At 35.0% G+C, this 22,659-nt stretch carries 22 protein-coding genes; 13 read left to right on the forward strand and 9 right to left on the reverse strand.

Translation table 11 applies throughout. The annotated features are described in order from the left end of the window. Positions 1–19 precede the first annotated feature (19 nt). Complete coding sequence (locus tag JG553_RS12280; protein ID WP_001030738.1) at positions 20–901, reverse strand: N-acetylneuraminate lyase; 882 nt, start codon at positions 899–901, stop codon at positions 20–22. Between the two features lie 157 nt (positions 902–1,058). Here JG553_RS12280 and JG553_RS12285 point away from each other — a divergent pair, with 157 nt between their 5' ends. Further along, entirely contained in the window at positions 1,059–1,919 is an 861-nt protein-coding gene (locus JG553_RS12285) for an ROK family protein (RefSeq protein WP_000291445.1), read from the forward strand. A gap of 277 nt (positions 1,920–2,196) precedes the next feature. Here the strand turns inward: JG553_RS12285 and rpiRa are convergent, their stop codons facing one another. Further along, entirely contained in the window at positions 2,197–2,997 is an 801-nt protein-coding gene (gene rpiRa / locus JG553_RS12290) for a pentose phosphate pathway transcriptional regulator RpiRA (protein ID WP_000667382.1), read from the reverse strand. A gap of 139 nt (positions 2,998–3,136) precedes the next feature. Between rpiRa and JG553_RS12295 the strand changes: the two genes are divergently transcribed. Next, the gene (locus JG553_RS12295) at positions 3,137–3,805 is read left to right on the forward strand and encodes an N-acetylmannosamine-6-phosphate 2-epimerase (protein ID WP_000936720.1); all 669 of its coding nucleotides are present in this window, start codon (positions 3,137–3,139) and stop codon (positions 3,803–3,805) included. 126 nt (positions 3,806–3,931) lie between these two features. Here the strand turns inward: JG553_RS12295 and JG553_RS12300 are convergent, their stop codons facing one another. Continuing rightward, positions 3,932–5,245, reverse strand: coding sequence for a YjiH family protein (locus JG553_RS12300; protein WP_001077722.1), 1,314 nt, complete (start codon positions 5,243–5,245; stop codon positions 3,932–3,934). 417 nt (positions 5,246–5,662) lie between these two features. Here JG553_RS12300 and lip2 point away from each other — a divergent pair, with 417 nt between their 5' ends. Continuing rightward, positions 5,663–7,735, forward strand: a complete 2,073-nt coding sequence (gene lip2 / locus JG553_RS12305; protein ID WP_000943836.1) for a YSIRK domain-containing triacylglycerol lipase Lip2/Geh — start codon at positions 5,663–5,665, stop codon at positions 7,733–7,735. A 241-nt stretch (positions 7,736–7,976) separates the two neighbouring features. On the opposite strand, the gene JG553_RS12310 is transcribed toward lip2, so the two are convergent. Next, positions 7,977–8,804 (reverse strand): alpha/beta hydrolase, encoded by an 828-nt coding sequence (locus JG553_RS12310; protein WP_000136020.1) that lies wholly within the window; start codon positions 8,802–8,804, stop codon positions 7,977–7,979. A gap of 72 nt (positions 8,805–8,876) precedes the next feature. Next, entirely contained in the window at positions 8,877–10,076 is a 1,200-nt protein-coding gene (locus JG553_RS12315; RefSeq protein ID WP_000286484.1) for an NADH-dependent flavin oxidoreductase, read from the reverse strand. Between the two features lie 95 nt (positions 10,077–10,171). On the opposite strand from JG553_RS12315, the gene JG553_RS12320 reads away from it, so the two are divergent. From JG553_RS12320 to JG553_RS12350, 7 genes are all read left to right on the forward strand, one after another. Next, entirely contained in the window at positions 10,172–10,264 is a 93-nt protein-coding gene (locus JG553_RS12320; RefSeq protein ID WP_001801779.1) for a hypothetical protein, read from the forward strand. A 113-nt stretch (positions 10,265–10,377) separates the two neighbouring features. Beyond that, positions 10,378–11,379 (forward strand): LLM class flavin-dependent oxidoreductase, encoded by a 1,002-nt coding sequence (locus JG553_RS12325; RefSeq protein WP_000240065.1) that lies wholly within the window; start codon positions 10,378–10,380, stop codon positions 11,377–11,379. 33 nt (positions 11,380–11,412) lie between these two features. Beyond that, on the forward strand, positions 11,413–11,745 hold the full coding sequence (locus JG553_RS12330) for a glycine cleavage system H family protein (RefSeq protein WP_000731878.1): 333 nt from the start codon (positions 11,413–11,415) through the stop codon (positions 11,743–11,745). Beyond that, positions 11,746–12,546, forward strand: coding sequence for a protein-ADP-ribose hydrolase (locus tag JG553_RS12335; protein WP_000449060.1), 801 nt, complete (start codon positions 11,746–11,748; stop codon positions 12,544–12,546). Further along, positions 12,536–13,480: an SIR2 family NAD-dependent protein deacylase gene (locus JG553_RS12340; protein WP_001191946.1), complete on the forward strand. Its 945-nt coding sequence runs from the start codon at positions 12,536–12,538 to the stop codon at positions 13,478–13,480. The genes JG553_RS12335 and JG553_RS12340 overlap by 11 nt, the downstream gene beginning before the upstream one ends. After that, a complete protein-coding gene (gene lplA / locus JG553_RS12345; RefSeq protein WP_000280803.1) occupies positions 13,458–14,480 on the forward strand; it encodes a lipoate--protein ligase in 1,023 nt (340 codons plus the stop codon). The genes JG553_RS12340 and lplA overlap by 23 nt, the downstream gene beginning before the upstream one ends. A gap of 314 nt (positions 14,481–14,794) precedes the next feature. After that, the gene (locus JG553_RS12350; protein ID WP_001060929.1) at positions 14,795–15,820 is read left to right on the forward strand and encodes an SDR family oxidoreductase; all 1,026 of its coding nucleotides are present in this window, start codon (positions 14,795–14,797) and stop codon (positions 15,818–15,820) included. Positions 15,821–15,912: 92 nt separating this feature from the next. Here the strand turns inward: JG553_RS12350 and JG553_RS12355 are convergent, their stop codons facing one another. From JG553_RS12355 to JG553_RS12370, 4 genes are read right to left on the reverse strand one after another with little or no spacing between them, the layout of a single operon-like run. Further along, complete coding sequence (locus JG553_RS12355; RefSeq protein ID WP_001147970.1) at positions 15,913–17,259, reverse strand: PTS ascorbate transporter subunit IIC; 1,347 nt, start codon at positions 17,257–17,259, stop codon at positions 15,913–15,915. A gap of 14 nt (positions 17,260–17,273) precedes the next feature. Next, a complete protein-coding gene (locus JG553_RS12360) occupies positions 17,274–17,558 on the reverse strand; it encodes a PTS sugar transporter subunit IIB (RefSeq protein ID WP_000699538.1) in 285 nt (94 codons plus the stop codon). A gap of 1 nt (position 17,559) precedes the next feature. Further along, positions 17,560–18,003: a PTS sugar transporter subunit IIA gene (locus JG553_RS12365; protein ID WP_000050762.1), complete on the reverse strand. Its 444-nt coding sequence runs from the start codon at positions 18,001–18,003 to the stop codon at positions 17,560–17,562. A 4-nt stretch (positions 18,004–18,007) separates the two neighbouring features. Continuing rightward, positions 18,008–19,963, reverse strand: coding sequence for a BglG family transcription antiterminator (locus JG553_RS12370; protein ID WP_000954261.1), 1,956 nt, complete (start codon positions 19,961–19,963; stop codon positions 18,008–18,010). A gap of 211 nt (positions 19,964–20,174) precedes the next feature. Between JG553_RS12370 and mepR the strand changes: the two genes are divergently transcribed. From mepR to JG553_RS12385, 3 genes are all read left to right on the forward strand, one after another. Next, positions 20,175–20,594 carry a multidrug efflux transporter transcriptional repressor MepR gene (gene mepR, locus JG553_RS12375; protein ID WP_000397416.1) on the forward strand — a complete coding sequence of 140 codons (420 nt, stop codon included), beginning with the start codon at positions 20,175–20,177 and terminating at the stop codon, positions 20,592–20,594. Between the two features lie 106 nt (positions 20,595–20,700). Continuing rightward, positions 20,701–22,056, forward strand: a complete 1,356-nt coding sequence (gene mepA, locus JG553_RS12380; protein WP_000651060.1) for a multidrug efflux MATE transporter MepA — start codon at positions 20,701–20,703, stop codon at positions 22,054–22,056. A 103-nt stretch (positions 22,057–22,159) separates the two neighbouring features. Continuing rightward, positions 22,160–22,600, forward strand: a complete 441-nt coding sequence (locus JG553_RS12385; RefSeq protein WP_000335332.1) for a MepB family protein — start codon at positions 22,160–22,162, stop codon at positions 22,598–22,600. Positions 22,601–22,659 lie beyond the last annotated feature (59 nt).

Consider the following 22,659-nt stretch of genomic DNA (forward strand, 5'->3'; position numbering starts at 1 on the left):
TGTATTGATTCTTTGATGTCTATAAATCGTATTTTGCAATGAGTTGATCTAATGTTTGTCGATGTGCTTCGTTAAAAGGTTTGAAAGGTCTTTTCGGTAATCCTGCATCAATGCCACGATGACGTAATATTTCTTTCAATGTTGGATAAATCCCCATTGATAACACTGTTTCGATAATGTCGTTTGAATCATGTTGCAGTTGGTAAGCTTCTTGAATTTGACCTTGTCGTGCTAAGTCGAAGATTTTTCTTGCACGGCGACCATTAACGTTATATGTAGAACCAATTGCACCATCTACGCCAGAAATCGTAGCTTGAACTAACATTTCATCAAAGCCAGATAAGATTAATTTGTCTGGGAATGCTTTTCTAATACGTTCGAGTAGGAAGAAGTTTGGCGCTGTATATTTAACACCAACAATTTTTTCATGATTAAATAGCTCGCTGAATTGTTCAATAGAAATATTCACACCTGTTAAATCTGGTATTGCATAAATAATCATATTGTTCTGAGTTGCTTCGATAATATCGAAATAGTAATCTCTAATTTCTTCAAAAGTAAATGGATAGTAGAATGGTGTTACGGCAGAAAGTGCATCATAACCGAGTTCTGTGGCATATTTTCCAAGTTCAATGGCTTCATTTAAATCTAACGAACCTACTTGAGCAATCAATTTCACTTTATCCCCAACTGCCTCTTTGGCAACCTTGAAAACTTGCTTCTTCTGCTCTGTATTTAATAAAAAGTTTTCGCCTGAGCTACCATTTACATAAAGACCGTCTAATTCTTCAGTTTCAATGGCATTTTGAGCAATTTGTTTAAGTCCTTGTTCATTTACTTGACCATTTTCATCAAAAGGAACGAGTAACGCTGCATATAAACCTTTTAAATCTTTGTTCATTATGAAGTCCCTCCAAAAATCATTTGATAATATAGTTTACAGCTATAATTGTAAACGCTATCATAAAATGTAACAATATCTTTTTGAAAATTGTAGTCATATTTATGTATAATTAATGAAAATGTTTTTCAAAATCAATAGAAATGGAGTGAGTAAGGTGTATTACATCGCAATCGATATTGGAGGCACTCAAATTAAATCGGCAGTTATTGATAAGCAATTGAATATGTTTGACTATCAACAAATATCAACGCCGGACAACAAAAGTGAGCTTATTACTGACAAAGTATATGAGATTGTAACAGGATATATGAAGCAATATCAGTTGATCCAACCTGTCATAGGTATTTCATCAGCAGGCGTTGTTGATGAACAAAAAGGCGAAATTGTATACGCAGGGCCAACCATTCCGAATTATAAAGGTACTAATTTTAAGCGATTATTAAAATCACTGTCTCCTTATGTCAAAGTAAAAAATGATGTAAACGCTGCATTACTAGGCGAATTGAAATTACATCAATATCAAGCAGAACGGATCTTTTGTATGACGCTTGGTACAGGCATTGGGGGTGCGTACAAGAATAATCAAGGTCATATTGATAATGGTGAGCTTCATAAGGCAAATGAAGTTGGGTATTTATTGTATCGTCCAACTGAAAATACAACGTTTGAGCAACGTGCTGCAACGAGTGCATTGAAAAAGCGCATGATTGCCGGAGGATTTACGAGAAGCACACATGTGCCAGTATTGTTTGAAGCAGCTGAAGAAGGTGATGATATTGCAAAACAAATATTGAATGAGTGGGCAGAAGATGTAGCAGAAGGGATTGCCCAAATACAGGTCATGTATGATCCAGGGCTTATATTAATTGGGGGCGGTATATCTGAACAAGGAGATAATCTCATTAAATATATCGAGCCGAAAGTTGCACACTATTTACCAAAAGACTATGTTTATGCACCAATACAAACGACTAAGAGTAAAAATGATGCAGCATTATATGGCTGTTTGCAATGATAGTTGAAAGAAGGAGTCATTCTAAAATAGAATTTGAAACCGTTACGAGAGATGAGAGCTGTTGTTAGTTCCACACATCACACTCTATCTAGGACCAATCTAAACTATATCAACCAACAGTGTGCCACGGGCAAATTAAATTGAAGAAGCTGAGATATTAAAATTTTAGAAAATGTAAAAAAATATTTGGTATTGAAATTAAAAAAGCACCTAGCAACTCGTTGGGACAATCACGATGATTGTCTACAGTTGCAGGTGGATTTGAATATACTACTAGTTATTTGTTGTCTAGGATAATAGATTTAGTATGTTGATAAGTTTGACTCAGATTCGTATTTTCTAATAAATGATAACTCACGATATCGATTAAAAAGAGTGTCGCAATTTGTGTGTTGATAAATTGATGGTCGGTATTACGCGATTGATCCGTTGTTAAAAGTACTAAATCTGCACAATCTGTAAGTTTACTACCTTCAAAATTTGTGATGGCAACGACATATGCACCATGAGATTTGGCGACTTCCGCTGCAGAAATTAATTCCGAAGTATTACCACTATTTGACATAGCAATAAACATATCCGAATGAGATAGTAGGGATGCCGATATTTTCATTAAATGTGAATCGGTAGTAACATTACCTTTTAGCCCCATACGAATCATACGATAATAAAATTCAGTCGCTGATAAACCAGAGCTACCTAGTCCAGCAAAGAGTATATGTCGACTTGATTGAAGTTTGTCGATAAAGGTTTGGATAATGTCGTTATCAATAAATTCACCAGTTTGTTGAATGATTTGTTGATGATATTTATGAATTCTTTGAATAATTGGGCTATTTTCAATAACTGTCTCTGTCATTTCTTGTTGAATATTAAATTTTAAATCTTGGAAATTCTCATAATCCAGCTTATGACTAAAGCGTGTCATCGTTGCTGGTGATGTACCAATCGCATGGGCTAAGGAGTTAATCGTTGAAAAGGCATCGCTATAACCATTTTGTCTTATATAATTGACGATGCGTTTATCAGTTTTTGTAAATAAATGTTGATAACGTTGAACACGATTCTCAAATTTCATTGTGTCACCCCTTCATCTTAATGATTACTATTATATATGAAAAATATTTTCAAGATAGTAAAAAGCATTGATAAAAATTATCTTAATGATATATTGTAAATGACTTTACGTGAAAAAACGACTTATGGAGTGAGGAATAATGTTACCACATGGATTAATAGTATCTTGTCAGGCACTACCAGATGAACCATTGCATTCATCTTTTATTATGTCGAAAATGGCATTAGCTGCGTATGAAGGTGGTGCTGTTGGTATTCGCGCAAATACTAAGGAAGACATTTTAGCAATTAAAGAAACGGTAGATTTACCAGTTATTGGCATTGTGAAACGTGACTATGATCACTCAGATGTTTTCATTACTGCAACGTCAAAAGAAGTTGATGAACTGATAGAAAGCCAATGTGAAGTCATTGCATTGGATGCAACGTTACAGCAACGTCCGAAAGAAACGTTAGACGAATTAGTATCATATATTAGAACACATGCACCGAACGTTGAAATCATGGCTGATATCGCGACCGTTGAAGAAGCTAAAAATGCCGCACGACTTGGCTTTGATTATATTGGCACGACGTTACATGGCTATACTAGTTATACGCAAGGACAATTACTTTATCAAAATGACTTCCAATTTTTAAAAGATGTACTACAAAGTGTTGATGCAAAAGTTATTGCGGAAGGTAATGTCATTACACCGGATATGTATAAACGTGTGATGGACTTAGGCGTTCATTGTTCAGTCGTTGGTGGTGCGATAACACGACCAAAAGAAATTACGAAACGTTTTGTTCAAATTATGGAAGATTAAATGATAACGATAAAAAAACGAGATGACCATCATTAATTAAAGGCACCTAATTATCTTAGGTGGCTGAATGAATGTAATGGGTTCATCTCGTTTTGTTTGTTTATGATAGTGATTTTATTTTCAACTTTATCCAAAAATAAGTAAAGCGACGGGGATGGTGATTAATAGCGACAACGCCACGCGTAAAAACCAAATGATGATGAGTTTCCAGACAGGTATTTTAATTTCAGTTGCTAGTATACATGGCACTAATGCTGAGAAAAAGATAATGGCTGATACGCTTACTACACCGACGACAAATTTAGTACTCATTGCAGCTTTAGTTACTAACAAAGATGGTAGAAACATCTCTACAATAGAAATCGCTGACGCTTTTGCTAGTAAAGCCTGATCAGCAATTGGGAAAATATAAATAAATGGATAGAAGATATAGCCAAGCCAATCAATGAATGGTGTATAGTTCGCTACAATCAGTCCTAAAAAACCAATCGATAATATAGAAGGTAAAATACCAACAGTCATTTCTAAACCGTCTTTCAAATTGTCCCAAACGTTCTTCACGAGAGATGGTGTTAATGCATTTTGTTTCATCGCCTCTGCATATGCAGTTTTCAGTCTGCTTCCTTCAATAGCAACTTCTTGTTCTCCTTCTTGTCCGTTATAATATTCTGTTGATTCATTGCTGATTGGCGGTAGCCATGCAGTAATTGCAGTCACGACAAATGTGATGACTAAAGTTATCCAAAAGTATAAATTCCAATGCGGCATTAATCCTAAAGTTTTAGCAACGATAATCATAAAAGTTGCTGAAACTGTTGAAAAGCCAGTCGCAATAATCGTGGCTTCTCGTTTGTTGTACATCCCTTGCTTATAGACACGATTAGTAATCAATAATCCTAAGGAATAACTGCCGACAAACGAAGCCACTGCATCGACAGCGGATTTTCCTGGTGTTTTAAAAATAGGTCTCATAATAGGCTCCATATAAACACCGACAAATTCTAATAAGCCATAGCCCACTAATAAAGAAAGCGCAATTGCACCTACTGGAATTAAGATACTTAATGGCATCATTAATTTTTCAAACAAAAACGGACCATAGTTAGCTTTAAATAGTATTGATGGACCGATTTTAAATACATACATTATACCGATCATTGCACCTGCAACTTTAAATAATGTAATGACCAAGTTTGTGATTGAAGTCATAAAAGTACGTCTCACTATTGGTAACGCTGTACCAATTAAAATCATAATCAGTGCAACATAGGGCATAAGTGGACCTATGATTGAGCGAATGGCTAGATGAACATGATCGACGAAAATAGTGTTGTTACCATTAATCGTAAAAGGAATAAAGAAACATAGTATGCCCACTAAACTATAGACAAAAAAACGCCATGCACTTGGTTGTTGTGCATTAGAATGATATTGATTCATTAAAGCAACCCCTTTGTTTAAATGAATACACAAAACTGTATGATGCATCTTCCCCTTAATGAGATGAATCATTATTTTAATTTAGAAAAATCTGAAAACTTACTATAATTGTATAGTTTGAATTATTTTCATACCAATACAAATTAACTAATTATATATAGATTGAAACTATATTACTTAATAAAATATTTATCTTAAATGTTGTTGTGTTGATTCAACACCACAACTAAAAGTGTTTATAAATTATTTGGAAATACACATATTTGTAAATGATTAGTATCGATTTAATATCGTATTATTAAATTTTTATTAATTTTGTAGTCTTAATCAAAAAATAATATATGTCATGTTATATTGAAGGTGCAGTTGTTTTTCATTCTCAAGAGGGGGTCAAAAAAATACTTTTGAGGTGATTATATGTTAAGAGGACAAGAAGAAAGAAAGTATAGTATTAGAAAGTATTCAATAGGCGTGGTGTCAGTGTTAGCGGCTACAATGTTTGTTGTGTCATCACATGAAGCACAAGCCTCGGAAAAAACATCAACTAATGCAGCGGCACAAAAAGAAACACTAAATCAACCGGGAGAACAAGGGAATGCGATAACGTCACATCAAATGCAGTCAGGAAAGCAATTAGACGATATGCATAAAGAGAATGGTAAAAGTGGAACAGTGACAGAAGGTAAAGATACGCTTCAATCATCGAAGCATCAATCAACACAAAATAGTAAAACAATCAGAACGCAAAATGATAATCAAGTAAAGCAAGATTCTGAACGACAAGGTTCTAAACAGTCACACCAAAATAATGCGACTAATAATACTGAACGTCAAAATGATCAGGTTCAAAATACCCATCATGCTGAACGTAATGGATCACAATCGACAACGTCACAATCGAATGATGTTGATAAATCACAACCATCCATTCCGGCACAAAAGGTAATACCCAATCATGATAAAGCAGCACCAACTTCAACTACACCCCCGTCTAATGATAAAACTGCACCTAAATCAACAAAAGCACAAGATGCAACCACGGACAAACATCCAAATCAACAAGATACACATCAACCTGCGCATCAAATCATAGATGCAAAGCAAGATGATACTGTTCGCCAAAGTGAACAGAAACCACAAGTTGGCGATTTAAGTAAACATATCGATGGTCAAAATTCCCCAGAGAAACCGACAGATAAAAATACTGATAATAAACAACTAATCAAAGATGCGCTTCAAGCGCCTAAAACACGTTCGACTACAAATGCAGCAGCAGATGCTAAAAAGGTTCGACCACTTAAAGCGAATCAAGTACAACCACTTAACAAATATCCAGTTGTTTTTGTACATGGATTTTTAGGATTAGTAGGCGATAATGCACCTGCTTTATATCCAAATTATTGGGGTGGAAATAAATTTAAAGTTATCGAAGAATTGAGAAAGCAAGGCTATAATGTACATCAAGCAAGTGTAAGTGCATTTGGTAGTAACTATGATCGCGCTGTAGAACTTTATTATTACATTAAAGGTGGTCGCGTAGATTATGGCGCAGCACATGCAGCTAAATACGGACATGAGCGCTATGGTAAGACTTATAAAGGAATCATGCCTAATTGGGAACCTGGTAAAAAGGTACATCTTGTAGGGCATAGTATGGGTGGTCAAACAATTCGTTTAATGGAAGAGTTTTTAAGAAATGGTAACAAAGAAGAAATTGCCTATCATAAAGCGCATGGTGGAGAAATATCACCATTATTCACTGGTGGTCATAACAATATGGTTGCATCAATCACAACATTAGCAACACCACATAATGGTTCACAAGCAGCTGATAAGTTTGGAAATACAGAAGCTGTTAGAAAAATCATGTTCGCTTTAAATCGATTTATGGGTAACAAGTATTCGAATATCGATTTAGGATTAACGCAATGGGGCTTTAAACAATTACCAAATGAGAGTTACATTGACTATATAAAACGCGTTAGTAAAAGCAAAATTTGGACATCAGACGACAATGCTGCCTATGATTTAACGTTAGATGGCTCTGCAAAATTGAACAACATGACAAGTATGAATCCTAATATTACGTATACGACTTATACAGGTGTATCATCTCATACTGGTCCATTAGGTTATGAAAATCCTGATTTAGGTACATTTTTCTTAATGGCTACAACGAGTAGAATTATTGGTCATGATGCAAGAGAAGAATGGCGTAAAAATGATGGTGTCGTACCAGTGATTTCGTCATTACATCCGTCCAATCAACCATTTGTTAATGTTACGAATGATGAACCTGCCACACGCAGAGGTATCTGGCAAGTTAAACCAATCATACAAGGATGGGATCATGTCGATTTTATCGGTGTGGACTTCCTGGATTTCAAACGTAAAGGTGCAGAACTTGCCAACTTCTATACAGGTATTATAAATGACTTGTTGCGTGTTGAAGCGACTGAAAGTAAAGGAACACAATTGAAAGCAAGTTAAATTCATCTTCTGAATTTAATATGCTATGTAAATCGTGCTGTTATCATGGCACATCAGATATAAGTAGCATCACAGTGTTGAATTTAAAAATAGTAAAGTGAAATAAAGCGCCTGTCTCATTAGCGAAAACTAAAGGGACAGGCGTATCTGTTTATGAGCTTAATAAATTGTATGAATAATATGGTTGATCGAATAACTGTTTATCATGATGATAAATTGAGTTTTTTAAAATAATGATATATTACATCATTGTTATAGCGTTTAAGAAATCAACAACTTTACGATAAATAGTGATTGCTTCGTCATTAGGTCTACGATCAAAATCATGCTCGTTTTTATTCACGCGTTCAAATGTTGAATGTGGAACATGATTCATGATATGTTCGCTTTCCTCAACGGGAACATCATAATCGCCATTACAATGCGCAATGAAAACAGGTGGAAGTGTTTTAAGTTCATCTGGTGCAATATTATATTTTGAATTAGTATAATCAGCAATGTTAATCATATTTATCCATTTACCTGTGCCACGTGCATAAACGTAGATTAAAAAACGTTGTGCGATTTGATCTTGAACAACCGGTGTTGGTGAAGTGAGTTGTGCAATCATTGTTTCGTTTACGCTTTGAGCTATTTTTGCGTAATAACTATTAGTTGTTTTAAAAGGTTCAGTGTTGATGCGACTATAACCATAAAAATCAATAACACCATCAATATCTCTGTCTCGTGCAATTAATAGACTTAAATATGCACCTGATGATCTGCCAAAGGTAAAAATAGGGCAATTAGAATATTGTGATTGAATCGCATCGAATGATGCGTAGACATCCTCAATAATGCAATCGAGACTTACTTCTGGTAATAAACGATAACTTAGTTGAATTAAATCGTAATGTTCCGTAAGGATATCGATATACTGTGGGGATAAATCGTTAGCTTTACCGAACATTAATCCACCACCGTGGATGTAGACAATAGCGCCTTTTGTTGGTTGATTTTTTGCTTTAATAATTGTGTAAGGTAATGCAAATGCATCTTTAGTAATTACTTTATCTTTAATTTCAGTCACGATTTAATAGGCTCCTTATTTTTGATATTGATGTCATTATAACACTGTCTTAAATTTCCATGAAAAATAGTCTTAAGACGATGAGTCATGATAATTCTGTTCCAATTGACGTAAAGCGTCACGGGTATGCTTCTTTAGACCTTCCCCATAATCCATCATTTTAACAATATCTTTAAAAGCAGCATGTGGAATGGCTAAATCTTCTAAATCTGCCATAGAAAATTCAAGATTGATATCATGTGGTCGCTGTTCAGCAAGTTTATGCACAAAGTCAGGTTCTGTGACAAAAGGCGAAGACATGCCGACCATATCTGCATGTTGTAAAGCATCTAAAGCAGACTCTGGAGAATTAATCCCGCCACTTGCAATTAAAGGGATACGACCTGCTAAATGTTCATAGACAATTTGGTTAACTGGTCGACCGAAATGATCACCTGGTGTACGAGACGTATTTTGATAAATATGTCGACCCCAGCTAGCGATTGCTAAGTATTGGATGTTTGAAACGTCCATGACCCAATTGATTAATTGGTTGAACTCGTCAATGGTATATCCTAAATCACTGCCTCTGGTTTCTTCTGGCGTTGCTCGAAATCCTAAAATAAAATTGTCAGGTGCTTCTTTATCAATCACTTCTTGTACCGCACGCATAACTTCTAAACATAATCTTGCACGATTTTTTAATGAGTCGGCACCGTAATGGTCTGTACGTTTATTCGAAAAAGTTGAGAAAAATGTTTGAATCAGCAAACGTTGTGCAATCGAAATTTCCACACCATCAAAACCTGCTTTAATCGCGCGTAATGTAGCATCGCGATACTGCTGAATGATGCTATTGATTTTCTCATGAGACATGGCGATAACATCGTGTTCAATCGGTGAATGCAATGTCATAGGGCTTGGTCCATACACCTTTCCAAAATTTAAAATGGCTTGATTTGAAAAACGACCAGCATGCGCTAGCTGGATAATAGCGAGGCTACCATGTTGTTTCATCGTAGATGCCATGTTAGTTAATCCAGGGATACAAGCATCATGATCAATATTAAAGCCATATTCAAACAATTGACCATAAGGTTCAATGTAAGCAGCGCCGGTGACTTGCATTCCAGCTGAATTAGAGCGACGTGCAGCATAAGCCAAGTCTTCTTTTGTAATATAGCCTTCTTTTGTTGATGTGTTTACGGTCATTGGTGATAATACAAAGCGATTCGAAATTTTGATGCCATTAGGTAAGTGGATTGATTGTAAAAGTGGTTTGTATCGGTACATACTATGATTCCTTTTCTATTCAATATTGTTTTCAAAGTACCATGGAAAGAATGAATAATCAATGATGAACAGTCTTGATAGAATAGAATTGGTACATGGAAAGTATTTTTAAAATTAAACTAATGAATGGCATTTGTAGGTCTGAAAATATGAATATGAAAAAGAAAAATAAAGGCGAAAAGATATAAAAGTTAATTGAAAAACGTTATCATATACGTGGGTATATGAAGAGGGAATGGTATTAAGAACGCTAAAATGTTATGTCGGTTTGACATGACAGGATAAGTTTGGAGATGACGGATTGGTTAAATTAAGCGTATTAGACTATGCCTTAATAGATGAAGGTAAGGATGCACAAAAGGCATTGCAAGATTCAGTGACACTTGCAAAATTAGCAGATCGACTTGGCTTTAAGCGAATTTGGTTTACGGAACATCATAATGTACCAGCGTTTGCGTGTAGTAGTCCAGAACTTTTGATGATGCATACATTGGCGCAGACAAATCACATACGAGTTGGCTCTGGTGGTGTGATGCTGCCGCACTATCGACCTTATAAAATTGCTGAGCATTTTAGAATGATGGCAGCGTTATATCCAAATCGTATTGATTTAGGTATTGGTAATAATCCAGGTACTACTATGGTAAAGCAAGCTTTAGATGGAATAAATCCTACATATGATAGTTACGATGAATCGATTTCGTTATTACGTGATTATCTTACAATAAAGGATAAACCAAGTGCGCATACGTTAGGTGTCCAACCACACATTGATCATTTTCCAGAAATGTGGTTATTAAGTAGTAGCGCAACATCTGCCAAAATAGCTGCCGAACTAGGTATAGGGCTTTCTGTTGGAACATTTTTGCTACCAGATATAAATGCGATACATACAGCGAAGGATAACATTGATATTTACAAAAAACATTTCCAAGCATCAACGATTAAAATGGACGCAAAGGTGATGGCATCTGTATTTGTCATTGTAGCTGATAACGAAGCGGAAGTAGCAGCATTACAACATGCCTTAGATGTTTGGTTATTAGGTAAATTACAATTTGCAGAATTTGAAGATTTTCCTTCAGTAGACACAGCACAAAAGTATAAGCTTAATGATCGAGACAAAGAGATGATTCAAGCACATCAAGCACGCATCATTGCAGGTACACAAGAAAAGGTTAAAGCACAATTAGATGATTTCATTGCTACGTTTGAAGTTGATGAGGTGTTAGTAGCACCGCTTATTCCAGGTATTGAACAGCGTTGTAAAACATTAAAATTACTCGCGGAAATTTATTTGTAGCATTTTAAATAGAAGAGAAAGGATGAAGATAAGATGAAAAAGTTAGCCAATTATTTATGGGTAGAAAAAGTAGGAGATTTGTATGTGTTTAGTATGACACCTGAATTGCAAGATGATATTGGGACAGTAGGTTATGTTGAATTCGTAAGTCCAGATGAAGTTAAAGTGGATGATGAAATTGTGAGTATCGAAGCATCGAAAACGGTCATTGATGTGCAAACGCCATTGTCAGGAACGATTATTGAGCGAAATACAAAAGCGGAAGAAGAACCGACAATTTTAAACTCTGAAAAACCAGAAGAAAATTGGTTGTTCAAATTGGATGATGTCGATAAAGAAGCATTCCTAGCATTACCGGAGGCTTAAATGGAAACGTTAAAATCAAATAAAGCGAGACTTGAATATTTAATCAATGATATGCATCGAGAGAGAAATGACAATGACGTATTGGTAATGCCATCTTCATTTGAAGATTTGTGGGAATTATATCGAGGCTTAGCAAATGTCAGACCGGCATTACCTGTAAGTGATGAATATTTAGCTGTACAAGATGCTATGTTAAGTGATTTGAATCGTCAACATGTTACGGATTTGAAGGATTTGAAGCCGATAAAAGGTGACAATATCTTTGTTTGGCAAGGTGATATCACGACGTTAAAAATCGATGCTATTGTTAATGCTGCAAATAGTCGTTTTCTAGGATGTATGCAAGCTAATCATGACTGCATTGATAATATTATTCATACAAAAGCGGGTGTTCAAGTTCGACTTGATTGTGCAGAGATCATTCGACAACAAGGGCGCAATGAAGGTGTAGGTAAAGCCAAAATAACACGTGGATATAATTTGCCAGCAAAGTATATAATTCATACGGTTGGTCCGCAAATACGTCGATTGCCTGTTTCAAAGATGAATCAGGACTTGTTAGCTAAATGTTATCTTAGCTGTCTTAAATTGGCTGATCAACATAGTTTAAATCATGTCGCTTTTTGCTGTATATCTACAGGTGTATTTGCTTTTCCTCAAGATGAAGCAGCAGAAATTGCTGTTCGAACAGTAGAAAGCTATCTCAAAGAAACAAATTCAACATTGAAAGTCGTGTTCAATGTATTTACAGATAAGGATTTACAACTGTATAAGGAGGCATTTAACCGTGATGCAGAGTAGTAAGTGGAATGCAATGTCTCTGTTAATGGATGACAAGACAAAGCAGGCTGAAGTATTGCGTACTGCGATTGATGAAGCAGATGCGATAGTGATTGGAATTGGTGCAGGCATGTCTGCATCTGACGGATTTACATATGTAGGAGAGCGTTTTACGGAAAATTTCCCAGATTTTATTGAAAAATATCGCTTCTTTGATATGTTGCAAGCGAGTTTACATCCTTATGGCAGTTGGCAAGAGTATTGGGCATTTGAGAGTCGTTTTATTACATTAAACTATTTAGATCAACCTGTAGGTCAGTCTTACCTCGCTTTAAAATCCTTGGTGGAAGGTAAACAGTACCACATTATAACTACGAATGCAGATAATGCTTTCGATGTAGCTGATTATGATATGACTCATGTATTTCATATACAAGGGGAGTATATACTGCAACAGTGTAGTCAGCATTGTCATGCTCAAACGTATCGCAATGATGATTTAATTCGTAAAATGGTTGTTGCGCAACAAGATATGCTTATACCTTGGGAGATGATTCCAAGATGTCCAAAATGTGATGCCCCAATGGAAGTGAATAAACGTAAAGCGGAAGTTGGGATGGTTGAAGATGCTGAATTTCATGCGCAACTACATCGTTATAATGCTTTTCTAGAGCAACATCAAGATGATAAAGTGTTGTATTTGGAAATTGGAATTGGTTATACTACACCACAATTTGTGAAGCATCCTTTTCAGCGTATGACACGTAAAAATGAAAATGCCCTTTATATGACGATGAATAAAAAGGCATATCGCATTCCGAATTCAATTCAAGAACGTACCATACATTTAACTGAGGATATCTCAACATTGATTACAGCAGCACTCCGGAACGACAGCACAACGAAAAATAACAACATTGGAGAGACAGAAGATGTACTTAATAGAACCGATTAGAAATGGAGAATATATTACTGATGGTGCGATTGCACTCGCTATGCAAGTTTATGTTAACCAGCATATCTTTTTAGATGAAGATATTTTATTCCCTTATTATTGTGATCCAAAAGTGGAAATTGGACGTTTTCAAAATACTGCTATAGAAGTGAATCAAGATTATATAGATAAACACAGTATTCAAGTAGTTCGCCGAGATACTGGTGGTGGCGCTGTGTATGTTGATAAAGGTGCCGTTAATATGTGTTGTATTTTAGAACAAGACACTTCAATTTATGGTGATTTTCAACGATTTTATCAACCAGCTATAAAGGCGTTGCATACATTAGGTGCAACAGATGTGGTACAAAGCGGTAGAAATGATTTAACATTGAATGGTAAAAAAGTGTCAGGCGCCGCAATGACATTAATGAATAATCGTATTTATGGCGGTTATTCGCTATTACTTGATGTTAATTATGAAGCAATGGATAAAGTGTTAAAGCCTAATCGCAAAAAGATTGCATCGAAAGGGATTAAATCTGTGCGCGCACGTGTTGGTCATCTTAGAGAAGCACTGGATGAAAAGTATCGTGATATAACCATTGAAGAATTTAAAAATTTAATGGTGACGCAGATTTTGGGAATCGATGACATTAAAGAGGCGAAACGATATGAATTAACGGATGCAGATTGGGAAGCGATTGATGAATTAGCTGATAAAAAGTATAAAAATTGGGATTGGAATTATGGCAAGTCACCCAAATATGAATACAATCGAAGTGAAAGATTATCTTCAGGTACGGTAGACATAACAATTTCTGTTGAACAAAATCGTATCGCAGATTGTCGTATTTATGGGGATTTCTTTGGACAAGGTGATATAAAAGATGTGGAAGAAGCATTACAAGGAACAAAAATGACAAGAGAAGATTTAACGCATCAGTTAAAGCAATTAGACATCGTTTATTATTTTGGCAATGTTACGGTAGAAGCATTAGTGGATATGATTTTAAGTTAATATTGTTATTTTATGTATGCTGAATCATTGGAAGTGTTTGCTTGCTCTTGAAAAGGTGACAATAGTGTTTGGTGAAGGTTGAACATATGAGTGGAAATTATTGCCTTTAACTATTCAAAGTATGATATATATATGGTTTTTGTTTCTAAATGATTGGGTATTTGAAAATAGATGAGTTTAATATTTTAAGGAATATAATGATGTTTACTTTTATAATTCATATAGAATATTAAGCAATATAAGTCTGTTGATATATACAAAATATAATGACTGCTATAATGAGTAATCAATAGACACAAAGAGGAGATTATGTGATGAATAATAAAGTATTAGTAACCGGTGGTACAGGGTTTGTTGGCATGCGAATTATTTCACGATTATTAGAACAAGGTTATGACGTACAAACGACGATACGTGATTTAAGTAAAGCTGATAAAGTAATTAAAACAATGCAAGACAATGGCATTTCCACAGAGCGATTAATGTTTGTCGAAGCGGATTTATCACAAGATGAACATTGGGATGAAGCAATGAAAGATTGCAAGTATGTCTTGAGTGTAGCATCTCCGGTGTTTTTCGGTAAAACAGACGATGCAGAAGTGATGGCGAAGCCTGCAATTGAAGGTATACAACGTATTTTAAGAGCTGCAGAACATGCGGGTGTTAAACGTGTGGTAATGACTGCAAACTTTGGTGCAGTTGGTTTTAGTAATAAAGATAAAAATTCAATCACAAATGAAAGTCATTGGACAAATGAAGATGAACCAGGCTTATCAGTATATGAAAAATCAAAATTGTTAGCTGAAAAGGCAGCGTGGGATTTTGTTGAGAATGAAAATACAACAGTAGAATTTGCCACAATCAATCCAGTTGCAATTTTTGGGCCATCATTAGATGCACACGTTTCAGGAAGCTTTCATTTATTAGAAAATTTATTGAATGGTTCAATGAAACGTGTACCGCAAATTCCGTTAAATGTTGTTGATGTGAGAGACGTAGCTGAACTGCACATTTTGGCAATGACAAATGAACAAGCTAATGGCAAGCGATTTATTGCGACGGCTGATGGACAAATTAATTTGTTGGAAATTGCAAAATTAATTAAAGAAAAGAGACCTGAAATAGCTCAAAAAGTTTCTACTAAAAAATTACCAGACTTTATTTTGAGTCTAGGTGCTAAATTTAATCATCAAGCTAAAGAAGGTAAACTTTTATTAGATATGAACCGCAATGTAAGTAACGAACGTGCAAAAACATTACTTGGTTGGGAACCGATTGCGACACAAGAAGAAGCAATTTTAGCAGCTGTCGATAGTATGGCTAAGTATCATTTAATATAATACAAAACACCGTCCATAAGTAAGTGGCTTTCCTCTTGATAAAAGGGGCATTCACTCAATATGTGACGGTGTTTTATATTTCTACGTTAACACTATTGCTGTTCTTTTTGACGGCCTTTTAATAAAATTGTTGTCGCACCTACGATAATAATAAATAGAATCGCACCAAATAATCCCATATATTTTACTGCGTTACCGAACACGATACCGACAGCTAAAAAGTCTGTATCTGAGAATGTTGTTGCAGCACCACCTAATTCGCCTAAAAATGGCAAGAATAATAATGGTAAAAACGTGATTAGGATACCATTTAGAGCGGCGCCAGCAATAGCACCTTTAATACCGCCTCTTGCATTACCGAATACAGCAGCCGTTGCACCTAAGAAGAAGTGTGCAACTACGCCAGGTAAAATGACGACGCCACCAAATAAGAATAAGATAAACATACCGATGACACCTGTAATAAAGCTGACAAAGAATCCAATTAATACTGCATTTTGTGCATAAGGGAACACAATAGGGCAGTCTAATGCAGGTTTAGAATTTGGTACAAGCTTTTCAGAAATTCCTTTAAATGCTGGGACGATTTCAGCTAAGATTAAACGAACGCCCGTTAAAATAATAAATACACCAGCAGCAAATGTCACACCTTGAATTAATGAAAAGACAATAAAGTTTTGACCATCACTAATAGATTCGTGTACATAACTAACGCCCGCAAATAAGCATGCGATGAAGTAAAGTAATGCCATCGTAATCGAGATACTAATTGTACTTTCTCGTAAGAAACTTAAGCCTTTTGGAAATTTAATCTCTTCCGTTGATTTAGACTTACCTTTGAATAATTGACCTACAGCACCTGCGGCAAAGTAACTGATTGAGCCAAAATGACCTAAAGCTACTTGGTCATTCCCTGTAATTTTTCGCATCGTAGGTTGGAGTAATGCAGGTAATACTGCCATGATTAATCCTAATACGAGTGCGCCGATAACAATCGTTAGCCAGCCTTTAATATGACTGACTGTTAAAATGATTGCTAAAAACGCAGCCATGTAAAATGTATGATGACCTGTTAAAAAGATATATTTTAAATTAGTGAAGCGGGCAATTAAAATATTAACAATCATGCCACAGACCATGATGAGTGCAGCTGTTGTTCCAAAATCTTTTAAGGCTAGTGAGACGATAGCTTCGTTGTTAGGTACGATACCTTGCACACCAAATGCGTGTTGGAATATTTTGCCGAATGGTTCAAGAGATCGAACGACGACATCAGCACCTGCACTTAAAATTAAGAAGCCTAATATCGTTTTAATGGTTCCTGAAGTGATCGTTGCGGCAGGTTTTTTCTGAACGATTAAACCTATAAAGGCAATCAGTGCAACAAGAATGGCTGGTTGACTTAAAATATCGACTATAAAATTAAGGATTGCTTGCATAGGTCGTACCTCCTTTAAATCATGTTAAGTTGTTGTAATTTTTCTGAGAGCTTTTGTTGTAATTCAGCTTTATCTAAAATATTATCAAGAACTAAGACATCCCCTAGACGTTCGGCATTTTCAGCTAAATCTCTACCACAAATAAACAAGTCAGCCATCTCTGGACTTGCTGTCATAATGTCACTATGTTCAACTTCGATATCAGATGGTGCATTAAGTTGCCTAAGTGCTTCTTGTGCGTTCATTTCTACCATAAAACTACTTCCTAAACCGTGGCCACATACTACTAAAATTTTCATATTAATCATGCTCCTTTAAAATGTTTTTAATGTCTTGTGCATTTGTTGCAGTTAATAGTTGCTGGACTGTTTGGTTATCGCCCAGTACGGTTGCTAAATTTTGTAATACAGATAAGTGTGAATGATTGTCGATGGCACTCAATACAAAAATGAGAGATGCGTAGTGATCTTCATCACAAAATGCCACATGTTGATTCAACTTTAATAGACTTAAACCAACTTGATGTACGTCATTGTTCGGTCTTGCATGTGCAATTGCAATTTCAGGTGCGATAACGATATAAGGTCCAAGTTCATTAACGCTATCAATCATTGCTTGAACATAGCCTTGTTCAATAATTTGTTCTTGTAGTAATGGCTGAGAAGCTATAGTTATAGCTTCAGTCCAATCATTTACTTGTTCTTTTACAATGATGCGTGTTGTTGACAAAATGTCTAATGACACGTTATTAAGCCTCCTTTGTCATAGTTAAAGCAATGTGTTGTTTAATTTTAAAAATATTCCCATCTAAGAAATCTTGTCGATATAAGTCGTTGCTTAAGCATTCGCTTAACTGTCCCAATGCCTTTAAATGTGCATTGGGGTGGTCCGTTGCTAATGTAATTACAAGGTGAACGGGATCGTTAGCTTTACTACCAAAGATAATCCCTTCAGTGAAATATGTTAGTGCGAAACCTACACCATTCTGTACATAATCAGTACCAGCGTGAATAAGTGCAATATGTGGACTAATGACCATATATGACCCGAATTGTTCAAATTGTTTTAAAATTGCAGCTGTATAATTTGAATAGACAATGCCATCATTGATTAAAGGTTGCACAGCCACTGCAATTGCGGATTCAATTGATAATGGTTGTTTATTTATAATGATGCGATGTTCAGGCAATAAATCTGCGAGTGACTTGCCATCAGTTGCCATTTTCATGACTCGTTGTTCTCTTGAGTCATTGATAATTTGATTCAATTTTTGACGAGATTGTTGATTGATAAATGGATCGACATGAATAACTGGTACAGCTGATATTTCACAAGGTACTGTTGAAATGACATAATCAATGTTATCTTGCAATAATCGACTTTCTTCCAATTGATAAATGGAATAGGCATCCCAAATGTGAAACTCAGGATACAGGTGATTTAGTTTTGATTTTAAAAGTTGTGACGTGCCTATACCAGAACCACATAGTAAGACAACCTTAATCATTGATTGTTTATGTGTTGCAACACGCTCTATACTTGATGCGAAGTGAATTGTAATGTATGTTAATTCATCTTCGTTGAAGCGAATAGCAGCATCTTGTTCAATTGGACTAATATGCTTGCTAACGGCTTCAATGATTTGAGGATAGCGACGCATAACTTCTTGCCTCAAAGGATTAGGTTGTAGCATATCGTATTTAATACGATGTATAGCTGGTTTGATATGTGTGATCAGACTGGTATGTAACTTGTTGTCTTTTGACATATCAATGCCTAATTCTTGGCTAACACAAGTGATCAATTCATGTATATTTTGCGATAAATCATGGTATTCAAAGGTAATTGAAGATGCTGTATGTTCAGTCATTTTAGAGCCTAGTAAATGTAACGTGATAAAGATAATTTCAGACTCTGGAAATGTGACATTACAACTGCGTTCTAAGTTTTCTATCATTTTTGAAGCAATAGCATACTGATTAGTATGTCGCCATTTATCAATTTCATTGATAGGTATATCGAACGAAAAATTTTCATTTAAACGCTGAATGGCAATGAGTATATGATAGATTAAGCCATCGATAGCCGACTGAACTAAATGATAATTTTCACTATTTAATGTCTTAATAATGGCACGGCGAACCAATGCGATTGATTCTGAATTAAAGATATCCGCCTCTATAAAAGGTGCAGCTTGTTTCATATATTGATGTATAAAGTGTGCATACGCTTTACGATAATGATCTTCCTCACCAATAATATTGAATCCTTTATTGTGGACATAATTTAACTTTAAATGGTATTGATCTAGTTGGGCTTGAATCATTTTAATATCATCTGCAATTGTCCGACGCGAAACATTAACATCTTGCGCAAGTTGCTTTGTTGAAACAGGATCGGTTGTTTCGAATAACTTTAAAGCGATATGTGTGAGTCGTTCATCTTTTGAAAAATGAATTTGATTTGTTAGATTGTGCTCTAATTCATTTAATAGTGTCGCGTGAGCTGTTGTTACTTTGATGCCTGCAGCTTTATTACGGCTGACTTGGTAATGATAAGTTTCAGCATATTGCTCAATATATGCTATATCATATTGAATGGTACGAGGTGATACACCAAGTTGATTAGCAATGGTATTGATTGGAATAAACGTTTGCTCATGAATTAAAAGATACAAAATTTCGATTTGTCTATAACTTAACAACGTAATATCCTCCTATTTGTAATTGTAAGCGATTTCTTAAAAACGTAGATATGCAATCTCTTTCATATTTTAATCCGAAAAATTGCATATCAAAATGTTTATGGCGCAAGATTTTATAGGAACTTTTAAAATAAATTAGATATTCATGTTGACAATTTAAAAATGTCGCAGTATATTTAGTTAGACATCTAACGAAATGGTGGTGCAATAAATGGAATTCACTTATTCGTATTTATTTAGAATGATTAGTCATGAGATGAAACAAAAGGCTGATCAAAAGTTAGAGCAATTTGATATTACAAATGAGCAAGGTCATACGTTAGGTTATCTTTATGCACATCAACAAGATGGACTGACACAAAATGATATTGCTAAAGCATTACAACGAACAGGTCCAACTGTCAGTAATTTATTAAGGAACCTTGAACGTAAAAAGCTGATCTATCGCTATGTCGATGCACAAGATACGAGAAGAAAGAATATAGGGCTGACTACCTCTGGGATTAAACTCGTAGAAGCATTCACTTCGATATTTGATGAAATGGAACAAACACTCGTATCGCAGTTATCTGAAGAAGAAAATGAACAAATGAAAGCAAACTTAACTAAAATGTTATCTAGTTTACAATAAATGATAAGTGTGACTGGTAGAAATCAGTCACTTTGTCTTTAATATTATAGTTAGATATCTAATTGTTAGTAAGCTAATTATTGGAAAAGACAAGGAGTATTGAACAATGAAAGACGAACAATTATATTATTTTGAGAAATCGCCAGTATTTAAAGCGATGATGCATTTCTCATTGCCAATGATGATAGGGACTTTATTAAGCGTTATTTATGGCATATTAAATATTTACTTTATAGGATTTTTAGAAGATAGCCACATGATTTCTGCTATCTCTCTAACACTGCCAGTATTTGCTATCTTAATGGGGTTAGGTAATTTATTTGGCGTTGGTGCAGGAACTTATATTTCACGTTTATTAGGTGCGAAAGACTATAGTAAGAGTAAATTTGTAAGTAGTTTCTCTATTTATGGTGGTATTGCACTAGGACTTATCGTGATTTTAGTTACTTTACCATTCAGTGATCAAATCGCAGCAATTTTAGGGGCGAGAGGTGAAACGTTAGCTTTAACAAGTAATTATTTGAAAGTAATGTTTTTAAGTGCACCTTTTGTAATTTTGTTCTTCATATTAGAACAATTTGCACGTGCAATTGGGGCACCAATGGTTTCTATGATTGGTATGTTAGCTAGTGTAGGCTTAAATATTATTTTAGATCCAATTTTAATTTTTGGTTTTGATTTAAACGTTGTTGGTGCAGCTTTGGGTACTGCAATCAGTAATGTTGCTGCTGCTCTGTTCTTTATCATTTATTTTATGAAAAATAGTGACGTTGTGTCAGTTAATATTAAACTTGCGAAACCTAATAAAGAAATGCTTTCTGAAATCTTTAAAATCGGTATTCCTGCATTTTTAATGAGTATCTTAATGGGATTCACAGGATTAGTTTTAAATTTATTTTTAGCACATTATGGAAACTTCGCGATTGCAAGTTATGGTATCTCATTTAGACTTGTGCAATTTCCAGAACTTATTATCATGGGATTATGTGAAGGTGTTGTACCACTAATTGCATATAACTTTATGGCAAATAAAGGCCGTATGAAAGACGTTATCAAAGCAGTTATCATGTCTATCGGCGTTATCTTTGTTGTATGTATGAGTGCTGTATTTACAATTGGACATCATATGGTCGGACTATTTACTACTGATCAAGCCATTGTTGAGATGGCGACATTTATTTTGAAAGTAACAATGGCATCATTATTATTAAATGGTATAGGTTTCTTGTTTACTGGTATGCTTCAAGCGACTGGGCAAGGTCGTGGTGCTACAATTATGGCCATTTTACAAGGTGCAATTATCATTCCAGTATTATTTATTATGAATGCTTTGTTTGGACTAACAGGTGTCATTTGGTCATTATTAATTGCTGAGTCACTTTGTGCTTTAGCAGCAATGTTAATCGTCTATTTATTACGTGATCGTTTGACAGTTGATACATCTGAATTAATAGAAGGTTAAATATTTCGTCCACTTCTGGCTGAGTATATTTCGGTCGGAAGTGTATTTTTCGAAAAAAATAAATATATGATACGATTATGAAAAAATAAAGTGAGATTGGCATATGTGTAAATCTAAAATACTGTTGAAAAATATTTTTAGTGAAGAATCAGAAGTTAAAGATTTAACTGAAGAAAAATATAATCAAGATTACGAAGCATTAACATTTAGCTTTAAAGAGGAAACATATCAAAGTAGGTTAGCTAAGAAAACACCGACTAAATCGGGATATTTCGTGACATGTTGGACAAAAGACGAAGATAATTATAATCGGCCATACAAAATTGAAGAGTTTGCTGATTACCTGATTGTTGCTGTTATCGATGATGAATTAAATGGCTACTTTCTATTTCCTAGGGAATTATTGGTAGAAAAAGGTATCTTAGCTTCATCTAAGTATCAAGGGAAAATGGCTTTTAGAGTTTATCCTAAGTGGTGTAATCAATTGAATAAAACAGCAGGGCAAACACAAAAGTGGCAATGTAAATATTTTTTTGAATACTAATAAAAAGTCATATGGTTGAACTTATAAGAGATGAATATATCATCTTTCGATAAGATAAC

This window comes from Staphylococcus sp. T93 (assembly GCF_016743875.1).
GTDB lineage: Bacteria > Bacillota > Bacilli > Staphylococcales > Staphylococcaceae > Staphylococcus > Staphylococcus aureus.